We start from the raw sequence: 18,040 nt of genomic DNA, 5'->3' as shown, positions 1-18,040 counted from the left end.
TTTTAGAAATTTAATCTTAGACCTAAATTGAAACTTGCAGATATAGGAATTAAACCTCGGTCTATTCCTTTTATTGAGATATTGTTACCACCTACCTCAGGATCTAATCCAGAATAATTGGTAATAGTTAATACATTCTGTGCATTAGCATAAATGTTAAACCTTGAGAAGCCTAACTTTTCTGTGACATCTTTAGGTAAAGAGTAAGAAACAACAACATTTCTTAGTCTTAAGAAAGAACCATCTTCTACAAAGAAATCAGAACTACCATTAAAGTTAAGGTCACCTCTATTTGGTGTTCTATAAGCAGGAATGTCTGTGTTTTCGTTAACACCAGGTATATATTGAAATAATAAATCTCTATGACGACCTACTCTAAGGGCATTTGCTCTAGTTGCATTATATACTTCATTTCCTATAGAGGCAAACCAGTTGGTGGCAAAAAACCAATTTTTATAAGTAGCTTGAATATTTAAACCTAGCTCATATTCTGGCAAACCACTTCCTTTGTAAACTCTATCTGTGTCTTCATGTAATACATTGTTGCCATCTGTGCTCACATATTTTAAGTCACCTATTTGAGCATTTTGATTGTAAGTTGAATTATAGTCTGCAACTTCTTCAGGGGTTCTTAATAAACCATCAGTTTCCCATACTAAGAAAGACCCAGCCTCTCTGCCAACTTGTAATCCAATAGCTCTTGCAGTAATGTCACCTTGAATAATATTTGTGCCAAATAAAAGCTGATCTGTTTCTCCGTTAATTTTTGTTACTTCATTTTTATTAGTAGCAAATGTTCCTAAAATATTCCATCTTACTTTCCCTGTTTTAGGACGGTATCTTATAGCGGTTTCAAAACCTTTGTTGGTTAAGTTTCCAACATTAAAAATCGCGAAGTTTGATCCTTGAAAACGTTCTACTGCAGCAGGAGACCCAAAACTTGGATTTAATGCAATGTTAGACAGTAAGTCTTTTTTATCGCTTGTGTAATAATCAGCAGTAAGTGTTAGTTTATTTTTAAAAAAGCCTAAATCTACACCAATGTTTCTTTGAGTAGTAACCTCCCACTTTAGTTTAGAGTTACCAAACGATTGTTGTACATATCCTGTATTTTCTGTACTGTTGCCGCTTGAGTTTTGAAAGTAAGCATTGTATCCAGTAAATACTGGGCTATATATGGAGTTTGCTGGAAAACGATCGTTTCCTGTAGTACCAATGCTTGCTCTTAATTTAAAGTTGTTTACAACGCGTCTGTTCCAAAAATTTTCATCAGAGATGTTCCAGCTAGCAGAAGCTGAAGGAAAAAATGCGTAAAGATTATCTTTCGAAAATTGATTTGATGCATCAAGCCTTGCGCTTACACTTAGTAAGTAACGATCATCGAAATCATATAAAACACGAGCAACATTACCAACTCGTTTTATTTTATGATCTGGATCTGTGAAAAAAGGACCTCCAATACTAACTGTTCCATTAGAGACAACTTCTGGGTTTTGGCTTCCTGTAGATAAATTTACGGGAGTTGTAAAGCTTAAACCTCTATTTACTGCAGCTATAGATGTGTAATAATCTTGCTCAATGTTTACCATGGCTAGAGCACTAACGCTGTGTTTTCCAAATTCTTGGTTATAGTTTATACCTCCGTTCCAGTTAAGTAATATAGTTTGTTCACGTTCTTCGAAAACAAAATTGTCATCATCAGTTCTTAAATTAATACCGTTTGAATCGAACAAGTCAAAACGTGGTTGAATTTGCTTTTCTTTTTCATGAGTAATAACACCGCTAATAAGTGTTGTTAATTCCCAGTGTTTATTTATTTTGTATCTAATGTTAGAGCTAGCTTCAAATCTATATCTATTTGTTTGTCTGTCTCTAGTAAGAGCTTCTAAAATTTGAGTAAAAGGACCAGCGCTTTCATCATTCTCATTAACTACAGATGAGGTTTCTGGAGTTACTTCATCTAAATATGGAAAAGCACGTTGACCTAATATTAATAGGTTGTAGTTTGGTCGTTCTCTATTGTCTACAGTAAAACCAAAACCATTTTCAAAAGACCATTTATCTTTTTTTATATTTAAATTAGATCTTAAATTATATCGTTTTAGCTCTGAGTTTACAACCGTTCCTTCTTGGTTAAAGTAGCCTAATACAACACTGTAGTTTACATCATCTGTTCCTCCAGAAATATTAAAGTTGTATCTAGAGATTCTGGCGTAATCGTTTTCTGTTAAATCTCTTAGATCATTGTCGTTTAATAGACTAAAACGGTCCGATCTTGCAGGAGACCCATTTATACTTGGGTTATTTAAATCGAAGAAAATTTGCTCCTGAGTGTTAAGTAATGGTGTTTGTTTAGTTATTTTTTGAACACCATTTGAAATTTCCAAACTTATTTTTGCATTACCCGGTTTGCCTTTTTTTGTAGTAATTAAAATAACACCACCAGCAGCTCTAGTTCCATATATGGAGGCTGATGCTGCATCTTTTAAAACATCTATAGTGTCAATCTCGTTAGGGTTTAATCCAGGATCTCCAGATTGTGGTACACCATCTACAACAAATAAAGGTGAATTAGATCCTGTTAAAGAAGATACACCACGAATTAAAATTCCAGAACCTTCGCCAGGTTCTCCACTAGTGGCAGCTACACTAACACCTGCTACTTGACCTTGAAGTGCTGTGCTAATATCACTAGTAATTACATTTTCAATTTCTTCAGCTTTGACTTGAGCTACTGCTCCAGTTATCTCTTTCTTTTTAACGGTTCCGTAGCCAATAACAACAACTTCTTCTAAATCTTCAATAGATTCTTCTAAAAGAACATTAAGCGTAGCGCTTTTTATTTTTAGAGATTGCTGCTGCATGCCAATATAGCTAAATGTTAAAACATCTCCCATGTTTGCACTTACCACGTACTGACCATCAAAATCTGTAGTTGTGCCCATTGCTGTTCCTTCTATTAAAATGGTTACTCCCGGAATAGGTAAACCGTCTGTTGCACTAGTAACAGTACCTTGTACTGTTAATTTTTGTGCATGTAAATTTAAATTGCATATTAATGCAAATAATGCCAGTAGGATGGAACGCATCCTTGCCTTTTTTGATAATAATAAGGTTTTAATTTTCATTAGTTAATTTAGTTTAAGTTTAAAACTCTTTTGAAGTCTTACGAACAAAATAACTTGAAAATATTAAAAATGATATGGTAATAATTGTCAGTAATAGATCATTTTTTACCTAAAATATTGTTAAAATTCCATTATAAGTGTATATATGAATATGTATGATGTAAAAATGGCAATAACTGATAGGTTTTAAATCTATCTTGTTATTGCCATAAACTAATTACTAAACTAAAAATTTAAATAGGTGTTTAAGTTTTTATTCCCATATAACAGGCATAAAGACAGTCATTTCACTTTCTTTTCCGTTATTTCTGTTAGACCATGCAAAGTAAGGAACAAATGTTGTTGAATAATTTGTCCAATTTGGTTTACTTACCTTAGTGTACATTGCTTTGTTGTTGTCCTTTTTTCTTAGCAAGACATCTCCGGTAATTGCAGATACGCCTCCTAAGAAATCTGGGCGGTATTCTGCTTTTAATAAGTTGGTGTCTCCTTTAATGTATAGATCTACAATTTTAGTGTCTTTTGGTAAATCTGCAGATTCTGCACAGTATACTATAGGGCCTCTTTTAATAGCTACTTGATTTCTTACTTCCTCAATTCTAGAATGGCCTTCTACAAAAGAGATTTCCATTGGGAAATTTAAAGTAACAACATCTCCTTTTTTCCATTTACGATTTACTTTAGTAAAAGAACCTGCTTTTACTGGCGTATTAATGTTAACACCATTTACTTTAAGTTGCGAACCTATAGCCCATTCTGGAATTCTAAAAAGGATTTCGAAAGGCGATTTTTTACAAGATTCTATAGTTACTTTAATATTGCCATTCCAAGGGTATTGTGTTTCTTGTTTTAATTTAATAACAGAACCATCTAATAATTTTGTCGCTAGTTTATTACCTCCATATAAGTTTACAGCAACTCCATTTTTTGATAAACTATATGCCCATCCAGAAACTTTAGCAATTGTTCGAACTAAGTTTGGCGGACAACAAAAACATTCAAGGTATGGTTGACGCGTAGGGAACTCAGTATTCATTTTTTTGTAGTTTCTAGAACCTTCAATTACTCGTAATGGGTTTGCGTAATAATATCTATCGCCTTCTAAGTTTATACCAGATAAAGCACTATTAAAAAGCACAAGTTCCATAATGTCTGCGTATTTAGATTCGCCATGTAAACCCAACATTCTGTAACTAAACATGGAGTTACAAATATTGGCACATGTTTCGTTGTATGCAGTCATGTTTGGCATCATGTATTCATTTATAAAGCCTTCTTCAATTTTGTCTCTATTTGTAGATGCCCCGTAATGTGTTTGTCCAAGTGCGCCAGTTACGTACATTTTTTTATTGGTAACATTTTCCCAAAGCCTGTCTAAAGCATCTATTAAAGCTTGTTCTCCTGTTTCGGCATAAACATCGGCAGCACCAGCGTAGTAATATAATGCTAGCACAGCATGGCCAACAGCTTCGCTAGATTTTCTAAGAGGTGTACGCTCTTGCACCATATCTCCAATAGGGTATCCAATTGTAGTTGGGTGGTCTTCTACTTTGTATTTACCTCTGTTATTAATAAATTTTTCAGCAAGCTTTAAGTATCTGCTATCTTTTGTTGTGCGGTATAATTCTACCAACCCCATTATTTGGGTTTGGTTAAAACCAAAACGCCCATAATGTTTTGTCTCTGGCATAAAAACAGAGTATAGTTGGTTTGCATGTTTTATAGCGATGTCTAGAAAATTTGTTTGTCCGGTAATTCTATTATGAATACAGGCACTTGTTAGTAAATGTCCGGTGTTGTACATTTCGTGATACTTCCTGTTTTCATAGCGGTCAATATCGTCATTTAATTGTGTTTGGGTTTGTAAATAACCATCTTGGTCTTGTGCTTTTTCAATAATATGAATGTAATTATCTAGTTCTTTTAAAAGTTTTTCGTCACCATTTTGGGCATATACATACATTATAGCCTCCATAAACTTGTAGAAATCGCCATCGTGCCAGCGCATGCCTTTATGTTCGCCTTCTTTTTCGCCAGCAGCAATTTTAAAGTTGTTTAAAGCATGCCCAATATCTCCGGTTAACAGGCTTCTCATGTAAGGAATCATGCTTTTTTCTGCTATTTTAAATTTATCAGCCCAAAAGCCCTCTGTCCATTTACAGTCTCCAAAGTTTATGCTTTTTAGTGTTACGTGTTCACTTTCGGCGTTGTTTATTATGCCTTGTTGTTGCGCTAAAGATGTTTGGGTTAAAAAAATTAGAGACAGAAATATAATAGAGTACTTCATGTTATGTTTTGTTGATGATTTTATGTTATGATTTACAAATTACATTAAATTTAAGCTTTAAATATTGTTTGAATTTACCCGCTGATAACTAAAATTTACCTTATATTTTTTTTGAATTATATGTTTAAACGTTCTATGGTTACAAATAAAGGTCCGGTTGCCAAACGTTCTGTTTTAAAATACGCATGAAAATTTCCAGTTGCTGTTGGTAGTTTAATGGTATTAAAAATAACTTGTTTCTGTCCAGCTTTAATGGGGGCAGTTAAATGCAGGTTGTTAAATTTTATATGTGCAAGCCCGTCTACTTGTACTTCTGGTAAATCTAAGGTGACAGAGTAGAACCCTTTTGTGGTTTTTACTTGCCAATAGCCCAGTTGGTTCTCTTCAATTACACGTGCGCCACCGTAGTCGAAACGAGAAATAACACGCGGACCTCCCCAGTCAAATCTAGATAGGTTTACCACAGGTTGTGCTTTTGTGCCAATATGTATTCTTTGTATGCCTCTTGCATCACGCTCTTCGGTAACTTCATCAAACCAATGGTCGTAGCGTTCTAGCATATTGTTTACAATTTCTGGGTGAATTTTAGCAATATTAATACGCTCGCTAGGGTCGTTTTCTACATCATAAAGTTCTAAGTTTTTTAAAACATTTTTAAGTATGTTATCTGTGGGTTGATGTACAATACCATGCGGAAAATTATGCGGACTAACCAGTTTGTATTTAGGTGTTCTAAGTGTAAAATGCATATACTTAAACGGTGTTGGCCCATAATGCATTTGCACAAAAAAATCTCGACTTTTTAAATTGATAGTGTCGTTTTTTGTCCAAAGCGGAAGCAACGATTTTCCATCAATATGAATGTTGTTTGGTAGTTTTATTTTCGTTGCATCTAGCAGCGTAGGAAACAAATCTATAATAGCTCCCATGGTAGATGTTTTGTTTTGAGAAGCTATAGCCTTAGGCCATTTAACAAAAAATGGAACTCTTATTCCTGCATCGTAAACACTCGTTTTTGTGCCTCTTAAATTGGCAACCCATCGTCCTGGGTAACTATCGTTTTTTGTTCTTCTATGTCTAGGGCCATTATCCGATAGGAAAATAACAATGGTATTATCTTCAATACCCAAGATTTTTAATTGTTTTAAAACACGCCCTACGTTGTAGTCAATATTATCAATCATGCCATAGGTAAGTGCATTGTCTTCATGAAGCCCCATGTTTCTATAGGGTATGGCTCTTTTTTCTGGGACTTGAAGCGGGAAATGCGGTAAGTTTGTTGCTAAATAGGTAAAGAAGGGTGCGCTGTTTTTCTTGCTAATAAAATTTATAGCAGCATCAGTAAATATATCATCACAGTAACCTTTGTATTTTTTTGATTTGTTGTTATGTTCTAAAACAGGGTTAAAATAGGTGTTTCCTGCTGGGCCTGCTGCTTGTCCTATGCCTCCGCCTTTGTGAACCAAGGCTTCTTGAAAGCCTTGATCTGTTGGTCTCATGGGGGCATTATCTCCTAAGTGCCACTTGCCAAAAATACCTGTGCGATAGCCATGGTTTGCGAGTACTTCGGCTATAGTGGTTTCTTGGGTATTCATAAAATGATCGACTTGAGTTACTGCGGTTACCCCGGTTCTATAAGGATAACGACCGGTTAACATAGCAGCTCTAGAAGCAGAACAATTGGGATAGGCAAAAAAGTGTGTCATTTCTATACCTTTTTCTCCAATAGATTCCATATGAGGTGTTTTTAAATATGGATTACCATGCGAACCAATATCTCCATAACCTTGGTCGTCTGTCATCATGATAATAATATTTGGCTTTTCTTGGGCTTGAATGTTTAACGAATACATAAGTAGTATAACTGGGCAAATGTGTTTGCTTACTAAGGAAATAAATTTGAATATATGTTTGGGCATGATTCGTGAAATTTTAATTAAAAATTACAAAGTTATTTTGCAAAAGAATGGTTCGAGATTACCAATTGGTAAACGATCCATCTTTACGCTTTAAGCGGGGTGTTTCAACAGGTTTAAATTTATTTTTTAAGGCTAATTCTTCATTAAATTCTACGCCCAAGCCAGGTGTGTTTGATACTTTATATCTGGGACCATCTAATTTTGGTTGAATGGGGTAGTAGTTAATATCATCTAACCCAGGGTTTTCTACAGGAGTATTCATTTCTTCTAACCATGTAAAATTTGGACATGCTGCAGCTAAATGAATGGTTGCTGCTGTACAAATTGGGCCAATAGGGTTGTGTGGTAATAAATCTATATAGTGAGTCTCTGCAAGGCTAGCTACTTTCATTGCTTCGGTAATACCGCCTACATTACAAACATCTATTCTTGCAAACTGAGTGATGTTTTTTTCCAGATAAGGCATAAATTGCCATTTACTAGCAAACTCTTCGCCAATGGCAAAAGGTATATTGGTCATTTTTCTTAAGGTTTCGTATGCTTCAGGAGATTCGTCTCTTATAGGTTCTTCAATAAAATCTATTGTGCCTATGGGCATACGCTGTAAAAATGAAATGGTTTCGGGTATAGTTAATCTATGGTGATAATCTATGCCAATAGTAGGCGTGTTTCCTACTTCTTTTCTTAAATCTGTCAACCAGTCTGCTATAATGGCTATTGATGTTCTTGGTTCAAATGTAGATGCATATTTGCCTTCTTCATATTCTGCAGGGGCTAATCTTAGCATTTGCCAGCCTTCTTGTATTAAAGTTTTTGCTCTATCTATAAGTTCTTTCTTGCTACTAAATCGTAAAGAAGCAAAACACTCAACATAATCGCGTTGTTTTCCGCCTAATAATTCGTAAACCGGAACACCTAAAGCTTTGCCTTTAATATCGTAAAGCGCAATATCTATGGCAGAAATGGCAGCGGTTAAAACACGACCGCCTTCAAAATATTGCCCACGATAAAGGTCTTGCCATATGGCACCAATTTGCATAGGGTTTTTTCCAATAAGTAATGGCTTAAAGTGTTTTAATGCTCCAATTACTGCATATTCTCTTCCTGTAATGCCAGATGCTCCCCATCCATAAATTCCCGAATTTGTTTCTACTTTTATGTTTAATTGACTTCTTCCTGCAATGTTGGCAGGGAAAACTTTTATATCTGTTATTTTCATATTAATTCTTTTTTTTAGGTAATTCAATGCGTTTTACTTGGCCCACAATTAATAGAAATGAAAGAAAGCCAATTACTGTTAAGGAGCCTATAAAAAATAAGGCAGGGCTAAAATCTCCATCCTGAACCAAAATGCCAATTACAAAAGGAACAATTACTGCAGATAAGCCACCTATAAGATTAAAAACACCGCCTACTAAACCTATAATGTTTTTTGGTGCAATTAGAGAAACAAAAATCCAAGTAATAGAAGCTAGTCCATTACCAAAAAATGCAATAGTTAAGAATAGAATGATTAAAAAAGTGCTATCGGTAAAGTTAGCGCCAACTATTAAAGTAGATAAAGATAACCCAAAAAGTACAGGTGCTTTTCTTGCGAATTCTGCAGAGCGTCCTTTTTTAATTAAATAATCTGAAGAAAAACCTGCTAAAAGCACACCGCAAAAAGCAGCTAAAAAAGGGATGGATGCTAAGAATCCGGATTTTATAAAATCGAGACCTCTATACTCTACTAGATATGTTGGAAACCAAGTTAAAAAGAAAATAGACATTGATGTCATGCAGAATTGGCCAAGGTATATGCCCCAAAGTTTTTTATGTTTGAAGGCTTCAGAAAAATCATTCCAATTAAACTTTTCCTTTTTATGGTTTGGTTTTCTCTCTTTGTAAAAGCCACCGCCATCTTGAATAAGTTTTAGTTCTTGCTCACTTACTGTTTTATGTTGGTCTGGGTCTCTATAAAAAACATACCAAACTCCTGCCCAGATTATTCCAATTATTCCTGAGATTATTAATAAACCGCGCCAGCCTACTTTGTCTTGTATAATAGTTAATACGGGAAATAAAAATGCTAGTCCAATAAACTGGCCAGAGGTGTAAATAGCAATTGCAGATGCGCGTTCTGTTTCTGGAAACCACTTGGTAACAATAGCATTGTTGGCAGGGTAGGATGGGGCTTCAAATACACCAATGCTTGCTCTTAAACCAAGTAAAATTTTAAATGAATTTACAAAACCTTGAAATAGCGTGGCAACAGACCACAGTAATAGCATAAAGGCATATAAAAAACGTAGTCTTACTTTATCTACTATAATACCTCCAGGAATTTGTAGTGCAGCATAAGCGATTCCGAAAATAGAGAAAATAGATCCCATTTGAATGGTACTTAATTTTAAAGACTCGCTTATAGCTGATGCAGCAACAGAAATATTTGTTCTGTCAAGGTAATTTATAACTACTGTGCCAAAGATTAAAGCGAGAATGTTGTAGCGCTTCTTACTGCTTTTATGTGTTTTCAAAATAATTATTGTCGATTAAATGGGGTTTTAAAAAAATACCGAGGAAGAACGCCTCGGTATTTTAAAAACTAACTACTAAATATAAATATGATTACAATTTACTTCTCTATTAAGGGGTTTAATACCCATAGTTTTGAATTAATGTAGGTACTATTTCAGAATCGCCTTCAGGTATTGGTAAATAATACTGTCTATCAAACCATATTCTACCTTGGCTAGAATCTGTAAAAAGGGAGTATTCTTCAAAAGATAAATTTCCGCTAGTGTCTGTTTTCCATTTTAGACCTTTAATATCAAAACCTAAATGGTCTTCGTTTAACCAACGTCTTTCGTCAAAGAAATTATGTCCTTCAAAACAAAGTTCAACACGTCTTTCTCTTTTTATGGCTTCTTTAAGCGCATCACCACCAACTGTAATGTCTGGTTGTAAGGCTCTAGAAGATACTTTGTTTAAATAAGTTCTAGCCAATCCATCTTTATTTTGTTCTGCTAAAGCTTCAGCATAATTTAAGTATATTTCTGCTACTCTATATAAAATGTAAGGGCGGTTTGGAGAAATACCATTTGTGGCATCTAATGATTCGTCTTGAAATTTTCTAATATTATAACCTGTTTTAGATGAGTGTAAAACATTACCTAAACCCTGCGGAGAATCTAATCCGTGCGGAAAAGCAGGTGTGTTTTGTCCAGGTAAAGTGTCTGATAAAGCATAGTTAATTTGTCTGCCTCTAAAATTGGCTCCTTGAAAGTTAAGGTTTGCGTAATATCTCATCTCTCTGCCATCATTTGGGTTTGCTGGTGTTACGCCTCCTGTTGTTGTGCCATCGTTAAAATTAAACTCTAAAGTGAAATTAAGTGTTGGCGAGCTTAAACCCCATCCGCCATAACCACTAGGCGATTGTGCTTGGTCTGGTAAAGAGTTAGCAGCAGCAAATCCGCCTGTACCTACTTCGTAAAAACCGGCTGTGTAAGGTCTAGCAAAAATAATATTGTCGTTAGGCGATAGAAATAGGTTTTGATAATCGGTAGCATTTGCAACTTGTATTAAAGCATCTTCTCCTACAATATCGATTACTGCTTTTGCAGCATTTTCGGCATCTTCCCATTTACTAGCAACAGAATAAGAGTATAGTTCTGTGTTTGTTGTTTGTGGTAAAAGACTTGGGTCGTGCAAATCGCTGGCTGCATATAAAAGTGTACGCGATTTTACAGCTAAGGCAGCTGTTTTTGTAGCTCTTCCAAACTCTGCAGCAGGTCTTGTTGTTGGTAATATTGCTGCAGCTGCGTCTAATTCTTCTACAATAAAAGACACACAGTCTTCGTAGCTGTCTCGAGTATATTCAAAACTATCAGTAATTTTTGCAGGTTCTGTTAATATAGGTACTCCTCCATAATACTTAATTAATTTGGTATATATGTTGGCTCTTAAAAAACGAACTTCAGCTTTTAAAACTTCTGCTCTTTCTGGGTCTTGCACCATAGCATCACTAGCATCTATTTTGCTTAAAAACTCGTTTGTAGATTGTATGTAAGACCAATAGTTTTGCCATTTTGAAGCAAACGAAAGACCTACGTTTGATTTAGACCAACCGCCAGCTCTTAATTGAAATATATTATTTAAATCTTTAAAGTTAAATTTTGCTTCAAACGATGCGCTTTCTATATTAATTCTTTGTCCCCAAAAATCATTTCTTCTAATAGCCCAACCTTCTGTACTGTTATACATTGGATAAACTAAGGCCTCTACTTGATCAATATCACCATAAACAGCAACTTCTGTAACGCGGTCTTTAGGCTCTACATCTATTACATCTTCACAGCTAAAAATTGTAAAAAAAGTAATAAGACAGATGATTGATAATGTCTTTATATTTTTCATTTTTCTTCTTTTTAAATTATAATTTGTCATAACCAATTAGAAATTTACGTTTAGCCCTAGCGTGTAACTCTTAAGAGAAGGGTATGTGCTGTTTCTAAAGTTGTTGTAGCCAGTTGCTTCAGGGTCTAGACCTAAATCATAAATATCTGAGAACATGGTAAGAACGTTAAAGCCTCTTAGCGATATTTTAATGTCTGCAAATTTTGTAACTTCTTTTGTAAGCGTATATCCTATTTCTATTTCTTTAAGTCTTAAAAAAGAAGCGTCTTTTAAGTATAAATCTGCACCTTCAAAACCACTATTTACAGCGCCAGCACCAGCTTCGTTTTGTACACCACTATATGTGTCTCCTTGTGCAAAGGCTCTTGGGTAAGATGCGTTACGGTTTTCTGGTGTCCATCTATCGTTAAAAACAAAGTCTGGTTTAGCTCCAGCTTGATCGAAGTATACTAACACGTCTGCTTTTGCTTGACCTTGAAAAAGAAAGTTGAAGTTCCAGTTGTTGTAGTTCATGCCACCGTAAATACCATATTGTATTTCTGGAATAGCAGATGTGTCTACTCTAATTCTGTCATCGGCACTTATAGAACCATCGCCATTAGTATCTACATAAATTGGTTCTCCTTCTACAGTACCATCTTTTTTAACAGCTGTCGCGTCTACTTCTGCTTGGTCTTTAAAAATACCATTGGTAGGGAATACAATGTAAGAGTTTACAGATTTGCCCTCTCTTTTTCTGTAATCTGGAACGTTTTCAGATTCTCCAAGAGTTACAACTTCATTTTGAGCATTTGTAAAGTTAAAGCCTAAGTTATAATCAACTTTGCCAATTTGGTCTCTCCATCCTAACTCAAACTCCCATCCAAAGTTATTTACTTCTCCAATGTTTTCGTCTGGTAAGGCACTTCCTGTTAACCCAGAGATGTCTGGTACACCGCTACTTCCAACTAATATGTCTGTACGTTTTTGGTAGAAATAGTTAAAATCTCCAGAAAGTCTGCTGTCAAATAAAGAGAAGTTTAAACCAACATTCATCATGTCTGCAGTTTCCCAAGTAACCGCTTGGTTTGGCACCACACTTCGTCCAAAACCGCCAAGAGCAATACCTGGCGAACCAAATACGTATCCGTTAGGTTGGTACCAGCCATTACCTTGTGCATTTGTAGGATAGCCAAGTGCATAGCTGTTTAAATATTGAAATTGTTGTATTCTGTCGTTACCCATTCTTGAGAAAGACGATCTTATTTTTAAAGCATCAATCCAATTAACGTTGTCCATGAAAGACTCTTTATCTATGGCCCACGATACTGCTACACCAGGAAAAGTTCCAAATTTATTACCAGGCGCAAACCTACTAGAGCCATCACGACGAATAGTTAAGTCGATGAAATATTTTTTCTGATAATCGTAAGATAAAGATCCAAAATAACTTACAAAACCAAAATCTTGAGAAGTACCTCCGTTTGTTTGATTATCTCCAGCTCCTAAATCTAACTCTGTAATAGATTCTAAATTAAAGCCGGTTCTTTGAGCAAAAAACGAGCGGTTTTTAGTAGACGAGTGTTCGTATCCTGCAAACGTACTAAAGTTATGATCTTCACCTAAGGTTTTAGAATAGTGAATTGTTGAATTTAATATGGTAGAATTACTCTTGTTAAAGGTGTCTTCTAAAACTCTAGAAGGGCTAACTTGAAACCCTTGAGAGGCTATATATTCTCCGTTAACCAATTGGTAATACGTCCATGGTTTATCCCAAGATCTGTTTTCGTAGCTTACTTGTCCAAGACCCGCAAAACCTTTTATGCTTAGTCCTTCAACAAATTGGTCTAGTTTATAATCATAAGAAATTCTAGCTCTGTAATTATGTGTCTTTCTGTTAACAAACCCAGAGGCATTACTAGCCATTATATATGGGTTTTGTCCGTTTTCACCACCAAAGCCAGGCAACCCGTTAGGGTACAATCCAACCTCTGTTGGTAAATTTGTATATATATGTTTATAGATGTTAGATCTATTAACCCCAGGCTCGTTGGTTTCACCAATTCTACCACTTAAATCTACGCCTAATTTAAAACCTTCAAATAGCTTAATGTCTATGTTAGAACGAATTTGGTATTGTTTAAATTTTAAATCTCCAGACCTGTAAATTCCCTTTTGATTAAGGGCATCTCCACTTACAAAATAACTTACATTTTCGCTTCCTCCAGATATAGATAAAGAGTTTCTTGTCTCTGGCGACGAGTTGGCAAAAGTTAAATCGGCCCAATTTGTATTAGGGAAATTTATAGGATCGCTACCATCAGCGAATGCTTGAATATCAGATTGCGAAAAAGGTATTGCAATACCGTTTCTTTCTGCTATTTCATTTTCGTAAATGGCATACTGCTCTGAAGACATTTGATCTGGAAATGTCGAGAATTTAGAAACAGAGTATTGTGTAGAGAAATTAAATTTAGGTTTTCCAGATTTTCCTCTTTTTGTGGTAATTAAAATAACACCATTTGCGGCTCTAGTTCCATAAATAGCTGCAGCACCATCTTTTAAAACCGAAAGCGATTCTATGTCTTGTGGTGCTAATTGTTGGAAAGAACCAGAGGGAATGCCATCTATTAATATTAATGGTGCATTGTTTCCTAATGTAGAGACACCACGTATTAATAGAGTAAGATCTTCACTGTCTGTAGAGCCAGGATATCCACCTCTATCTGCTACAATAAGCCCAGAGACTTTTCCTGATAGCGATTTAGCAACATCTTTATTAGCTGTATTTTGAATGTCTTTGGAGTTTATTGTACTTACAGAACCTGTAATGTCTCCTTTTTTTCTAGTTGTATATCCTACAACTACAATTTCGTCTAGTCCAGCAATATCTTCTTCTAAAACTGCATTTACTTTGTTTTGATTGCCAACAGGAATTTCTAATGTTTTATAGCCTATGTAAGAAAAAACTAGAGTTATGTCGCTTTCTGTAGAAGTGATGCTGTAGTTGCCATCAAAATCGGTAACAGCTCCAATGGTAGTTCCTTTAATTTGCACATTAACACCTGGTAAAGGTCCATTAGCATCGGTAACGACTCCTGTTATGTTTTGTTGAATACTGGTGTATTTGTTTGCAGAATTGTGAGTGGTGTTTGAATTTGCATATACCGGAATAGATATTAAGTAAAATAAAAATAGATTTGCAATCCAAAATCCCTTAAAGCTAGGGGCGTACGATGCTTTGTTTTTAAAACATTTAATTTTCATACTTTTGATTTGTTAGAGTTAAAATTGCCCACGTCAATGGGAGTTTTACTTTTAAATTCATGCGTCAACATGAATGTTAATTAAGAGCGTGTTTAGTCGCGCTCTTTTTTGTTTTTTCTTTAGTTCATTCGAGAGTTTTTATGTCATAGATTTGTTTAGTTGTTATTTATTTAAGTTTTAATAGATTTTAACTTTAGTAAAAGTTAGTTGTGTCTTTTAGGAATTATTTAAAAAATACTCGCTATATGCAAAGAAATGATAATAAAGTATGCTTGTATTTGTGAAATTTACCTTTGGGTAACATTATTTTACCCCTATGTTAACATATTATTTAAAATTAGAGGTAAGTTTAGGGTACGAGTTTTGTGCTCCAATTTACGTGAAGAAAACTAGTTTTTACTTTTACAATTAACCGTTTAGTTATTACATTGTGTTCTATTGGGGTAAGCTGTAAATTTTAAAGAGTTCTATCTTTAATTTTTTTTAAGCGTGGTGTATTTTATATGGCTTCGCGAAAACTTTTTGGCGTGCATCCCATAATTTGTTTAAAACGCTTGTTAAAGTTGGTAGGCGTGTTAAATCCAACACTATAGCAAACTTCAGATATGGTTAAGTTGTCTTGTATAAGTAGTCGAGAGGCATTTCTTATACGTACTTCGTTTAAAAATTCTGTAAACGATTTGTTTGTCATGCGCTTAAAAAATCTGCAAAAAGAGTTTGTGGTCATGCAGGCTACTTCAGCAACATCGTTTAGTGTAATATAACTGGTGTAATTATCAGAAATAAACTTTAAAACATCGTCAATTCTTTGGTTGTTTTCTATTGTAATTTGTCTCATGTCAGAAGACGATAATAGTGTTTTATTAGTGGTAAGCGATAGGCGATGCAGAATGTTTAAAAATTTAATACGCTGTTCTGTTGGTGTAACATTAGCCATTCTTATTAACTCATTATGTAGAGAGCTTGAAACTTCTTTACTAAAAGATACTCCGTATTTAGAAGCGTCTAATAGCTTGTTTATTTCATGAAAAACTGGGATTTTAAAGGTGTCTTCGCCCAGAAAGTTTTTGTCGAATTTAGTAACAAAAGTAAGCACATTACTAGATTCTTTTTCTTTATAGTAAGAAGAGTCGTTTCTCCATAAGTGCGGTAAGTTAGGCCCAACCAAAACAAGATCTCCAGGTTCAAAATGCGAAACACTATCTCCAACAAACCTAATTCCGGTGCTTTTTGTAATGTAAATAAGTTCGTATTGTGCATGGTAATGCCAAGAACTATCAAGGCAAGGAACATCTTTTTTTATAACATGCATTCTATTATGAATACTGTTGTCTAGGTTTTTTAAGATTAATTTCATGACTTTGTTTTTAATTTAGTTGAATTCTAGTTAGGTGGTAAGCCTATTAAATGTTTGCTATAAATTGTTTTAAATTTATGTTTCTATCGAGCTCTAGTTTTTTACGTAAGCGGCTTCTCGTGGTATGCACACTATCTGTAGACATGTTTAGTAAACGAGCAATATCTTTACTCGAAAAATTAAGTTTAACTAAAGCGCAAAGGCGCTGGTCGTTTAATGTAAGTTTAGGAAATTCGGTTTGTAAACGATTATAAAAGCTTTTGTTTATTGCTACAAACCGAGCTTCAAACTCGTTCCAATTATCGGTGCTATTATTAGATATAGAAAGAATTATTTGCTTAGCTTCTTGTCTGTCTATATGTCCAGTACCTTTGGATAGTTTATTTTTTAAAGTTTCTATAAAGGCATCTTTTTCTATTAATTTTAGAACAGAAGTGGCTAATTCTTTATTTTTTAATTCTATAATTTCCTTGTTTTTTTGGGTTTCGAGTTCTCGTTTTCTTTTAATAACTTCTTTTTCTGCACGATGTTTCGATCTTACAAAACTTAAATATATAAGCCCGAAAAGAATGAGGATGATAATAAATGCAGATAAAATGGTTTTTTGCAAAAACAAAACGTTTTCATCCTGTTCTAATTGTTTTAACCTTAGTTGTTGTGCTTGTTCAGATTGACTTTTTTTCTCTTTTAAAAAGGCATCTTGAATTTCTAATAGTGGACTATTAATTTCGCTTCTACTATCAAAAAACACAGCGTCCAATGCTTTACCTTTTTTTAGGTTTTTAAAAGCGCTTTTATAATCGCCTCTAGAGTAATATAATTTAGATAGGCGTTCATGTATTAAAGGTGTAAAGTCTATGTGTGCATTTAGAGAAGCAGATGTTTTTAAAGCCTTTTTATAATAGCTTTCGCTTTCTTTAAAATTACCTAAATCGTTATATGTGTCGCCAATATAATTGTATAGTAAAACTAAATATGAAGGGTTATTTTCTATAAACCACGGAATTATTTTATTATACTTAATTAATGCTGCTTTGTGGTTACCAGAAATATTGGTAGCAACAGCGTCTTCAAATTGGATATAATGTTTAGTTTGTGCTGTAGTTGCATTGGTTATAAATTGTTTACTGCTATCAATATATTTTCTATTAAGTTCCCACTCCTTTAATTCTCTATAGGTAGAAGTAAAAGCAACATAACTTGTGGTAAGTAAGCCTTTGTCTAACTCTCCTTTTTTTACTAGATCTTTTTTTAAATTTAAAGAAGTAGATAGAAATTTTAATGCCTTATCGCGCCTGTTATAGTAGCTGTAGTGTCTTCCAATATCTTTATATATTAAAGATTGTGCCTGTTTGTAATTGGTATTATCGGCAAGTAATAAGGCTTCCCATAAATAGTCGTACGATTTTTTATGATTTCCTTGATGACTGTACATGGCAGATAGTTCTCTTAAACTATTTATGGCTTGAATAGTGTCTGCATTTTTTATTGAAGCTTCGTATAATAAATGTAAAGTATTAAGCGAAGAGTTAGGGTAGTTAATATTAATAGAGTCTTTTTTCTGAAAATAATTTAAGGTTTCTAGTTTAAATTTTGTTTTAGCATAAACACTTAAAAACAAAAACATGCAACTTAACATTAAAAGTGGTGTTAAGTTTCGTTTTGGTATATGTTTATTTAATTTAATCATGTATTGCTAATGTGATTT

Annotated in this window: 9 protein-coding genes; all 9 read right to left on the bottom strand. The window is 34.3% G+C overall.

The features are described 5' to 3' along the window. Positions 1 to 2: 2 nt before the first annotated feature. The gene (locus ABD715_RS15295) at positions 3 to 3,128 is read right to left on the bottom strand and encodes a SusC/RagA family TonB-linked outer membrane protein (protein ID WP_344789184.1); all 3,126 of its coding nucleotides are present in this window, start codon (positions 3,126 to 3,128) and stop codon (positions 3 to 5) included. A gap of 253 nt (positions 3,129 to 3,381) precedes the next feature. Beyond that, positions 3,382 to 5,415: a glycoside hydrolase family 127 protein gene (locus ABD715_RS15290; RefSeq protein WP_344789183.1), complete on the bottom strand. Its 2,034-nt coding sequence runs from the start codon at positions 5,413 to 5,415 to the stop codon at positions 3,382 to 3,384. A gap of 116 nt (positions 5,416 to 5,531) precedes the next feature. Then, complete coding sequence (locus ABD715_RS15285; RefSeq protein ID WP_344789182.1) at positions 5,532 to 7,334, bottom strand: arylsulfatase; 1,803 nt, start codon at positions 7,332 to 7,334, stop codon at positions 5,532 to 5,534. 58 nt (positions 7,335 to 7,392) lie between these two features. Beyond that, the gene (locus ABD715_RS15280) at positions 7,393 to 8,553 is read right to left on the bottom strand and encodes a mandelate racemase/muconate lactonizing enzyme family protein (RefSeq protein ID WP_344789181.1); all 1,161 of its coding nucleotides are present in this window, start codon (positions 8,551 to 8,553) and stop codon (positions 7,393 to 7,395) included. A 1-nt stretch (position 8,554) separates the two neighbouring features. Next, a complete protein-coding gene (locus ABD715_RS15275; RefSeq protein WP_344789180.1) occupies positions 8,555 to 9,850 on the bottom strand; it encodes an MFS transporter in 1,296 nt (431 codons plus the stop codon). 118 nt (positions 9,851 to 9,968) lie between these two features. Further along, positions 9,969 to 11,729, bottom strand: a complete 1,761-nt coding sequence (locus tag ABD715_RS15270) for a RagB/SusD family nutrient uptake outer membrane protein (protein ID WP_344789179.1) — start codon at positions 11,727 to 11,729, stop codon at positions 9,969 to 9,971. A 36-nt stretch (positions 11,730 to 11,765) separates the two neighbouring features. After that, on the bottom strand, positions 11,766 to 14,975 hold the full coding sequence (locus ABD715_RS15265) for a SusC/RagA family TonB-linked outer membrane protein (protein WP_344789178.1): 3,210 nt from the start codon (positions 14,973 to 14,975) through the stop codon (positions 11,766 to 11,768). A gap of 499 nt (positions 14,976 to 15,474) precedes the next feature. Continuing rightward, entirely contained in the window at positions 15,475 to 16,332 is an 858-nt protein-coding gene (locus tag ABD715_RS15260) for a helix-turn-helix domain-containing protein (protein ID WP_344789177.1), read from the bottom strand. Between the two features lie 46 nt (positions 16,333 to 16,378). After that, positions 16,379 to 18,022 (bottom strand): tetratricopeptide repeat protein, encoded by a 1,644-nt coding sequence (locus ABD715_RS15255; protein WP_344789176.1) that lies wholly within the window; start codon positions 18,020 to 18,022, stop codon positions 16,379 to 16,381. Positions 18,023 to 18,040 lie beyond the last annotated feature (18 nt).

It is taken from the genome of Postechiella marina (genome assembly GCF_039538365.1).
Lineage (GTDB): Bacteria > Bacteroidota > Bacteroidia > Flavobacteriales > Flavobacteriaceae > Postechiella > Postechiella marina.
This window is presented reverse-complemented; position numbering and strand designations above follow the sequence as displayed.

Bases quoted from the DNA above. Each gene is read 5' to 3' on its own strand.
- ABD715_RS15255 (WP_344789176.1), bottom strand. From the start codon at position 18,022: ATGATTAAATTAAATAAACATATACCAAAACGAAACTTAACACCACTT.
- ABD715_RS15290 (WP_344789183.1), bottom strand. From the start codon at position 5,415: ATGAAGTACTCTATTATATTTCTGTCTCTAATTTTTTTAACCCAAACA.
- ABD715_RS15270 (WP_344789179.1), bottom strand. From the start codon at position 11,729: ATGAAAAATATAAAGACATTATCAATCATCTGTCTTATTACTTTTTTT.
- ABD715_RS15265 (WP_344789178.1), bottom strand. From the start codon at position 14,975: ATGAAAATTAAATGTTTTAAAAACAAAGCATCGTACGCCCCTAGCTTT.
- ABD715_RS15295 (WP_344789184.1), bottom strand. From the start codon at position 3,128: ATGAAAATTAAAACCTTATTATTATCAAAAAAGGCAAGGATGCGTTCC.
- ABD715_RS15280 (WP_344789181.1), bottom strand. From the start codon at position 8,553: ATGAAAATAACAGATATAAAAGTTTTCCCTGCCAACATTGCAGGAAGA.
- ABD715_RS15285 (WP_344789182.1), bottom strand. From the start codon at position 7,334: ATGCCCAAACATATATTCAAATTTATTTCCTTAGTAAGCAAACACATT.
- ABD715_RS15260 (WP_344789177.1), bottom strand. From the start codon at position 16,332: ATGAAATTAATCTTAAAAAACCTAGACAACAGTATTCATAATAGAATG.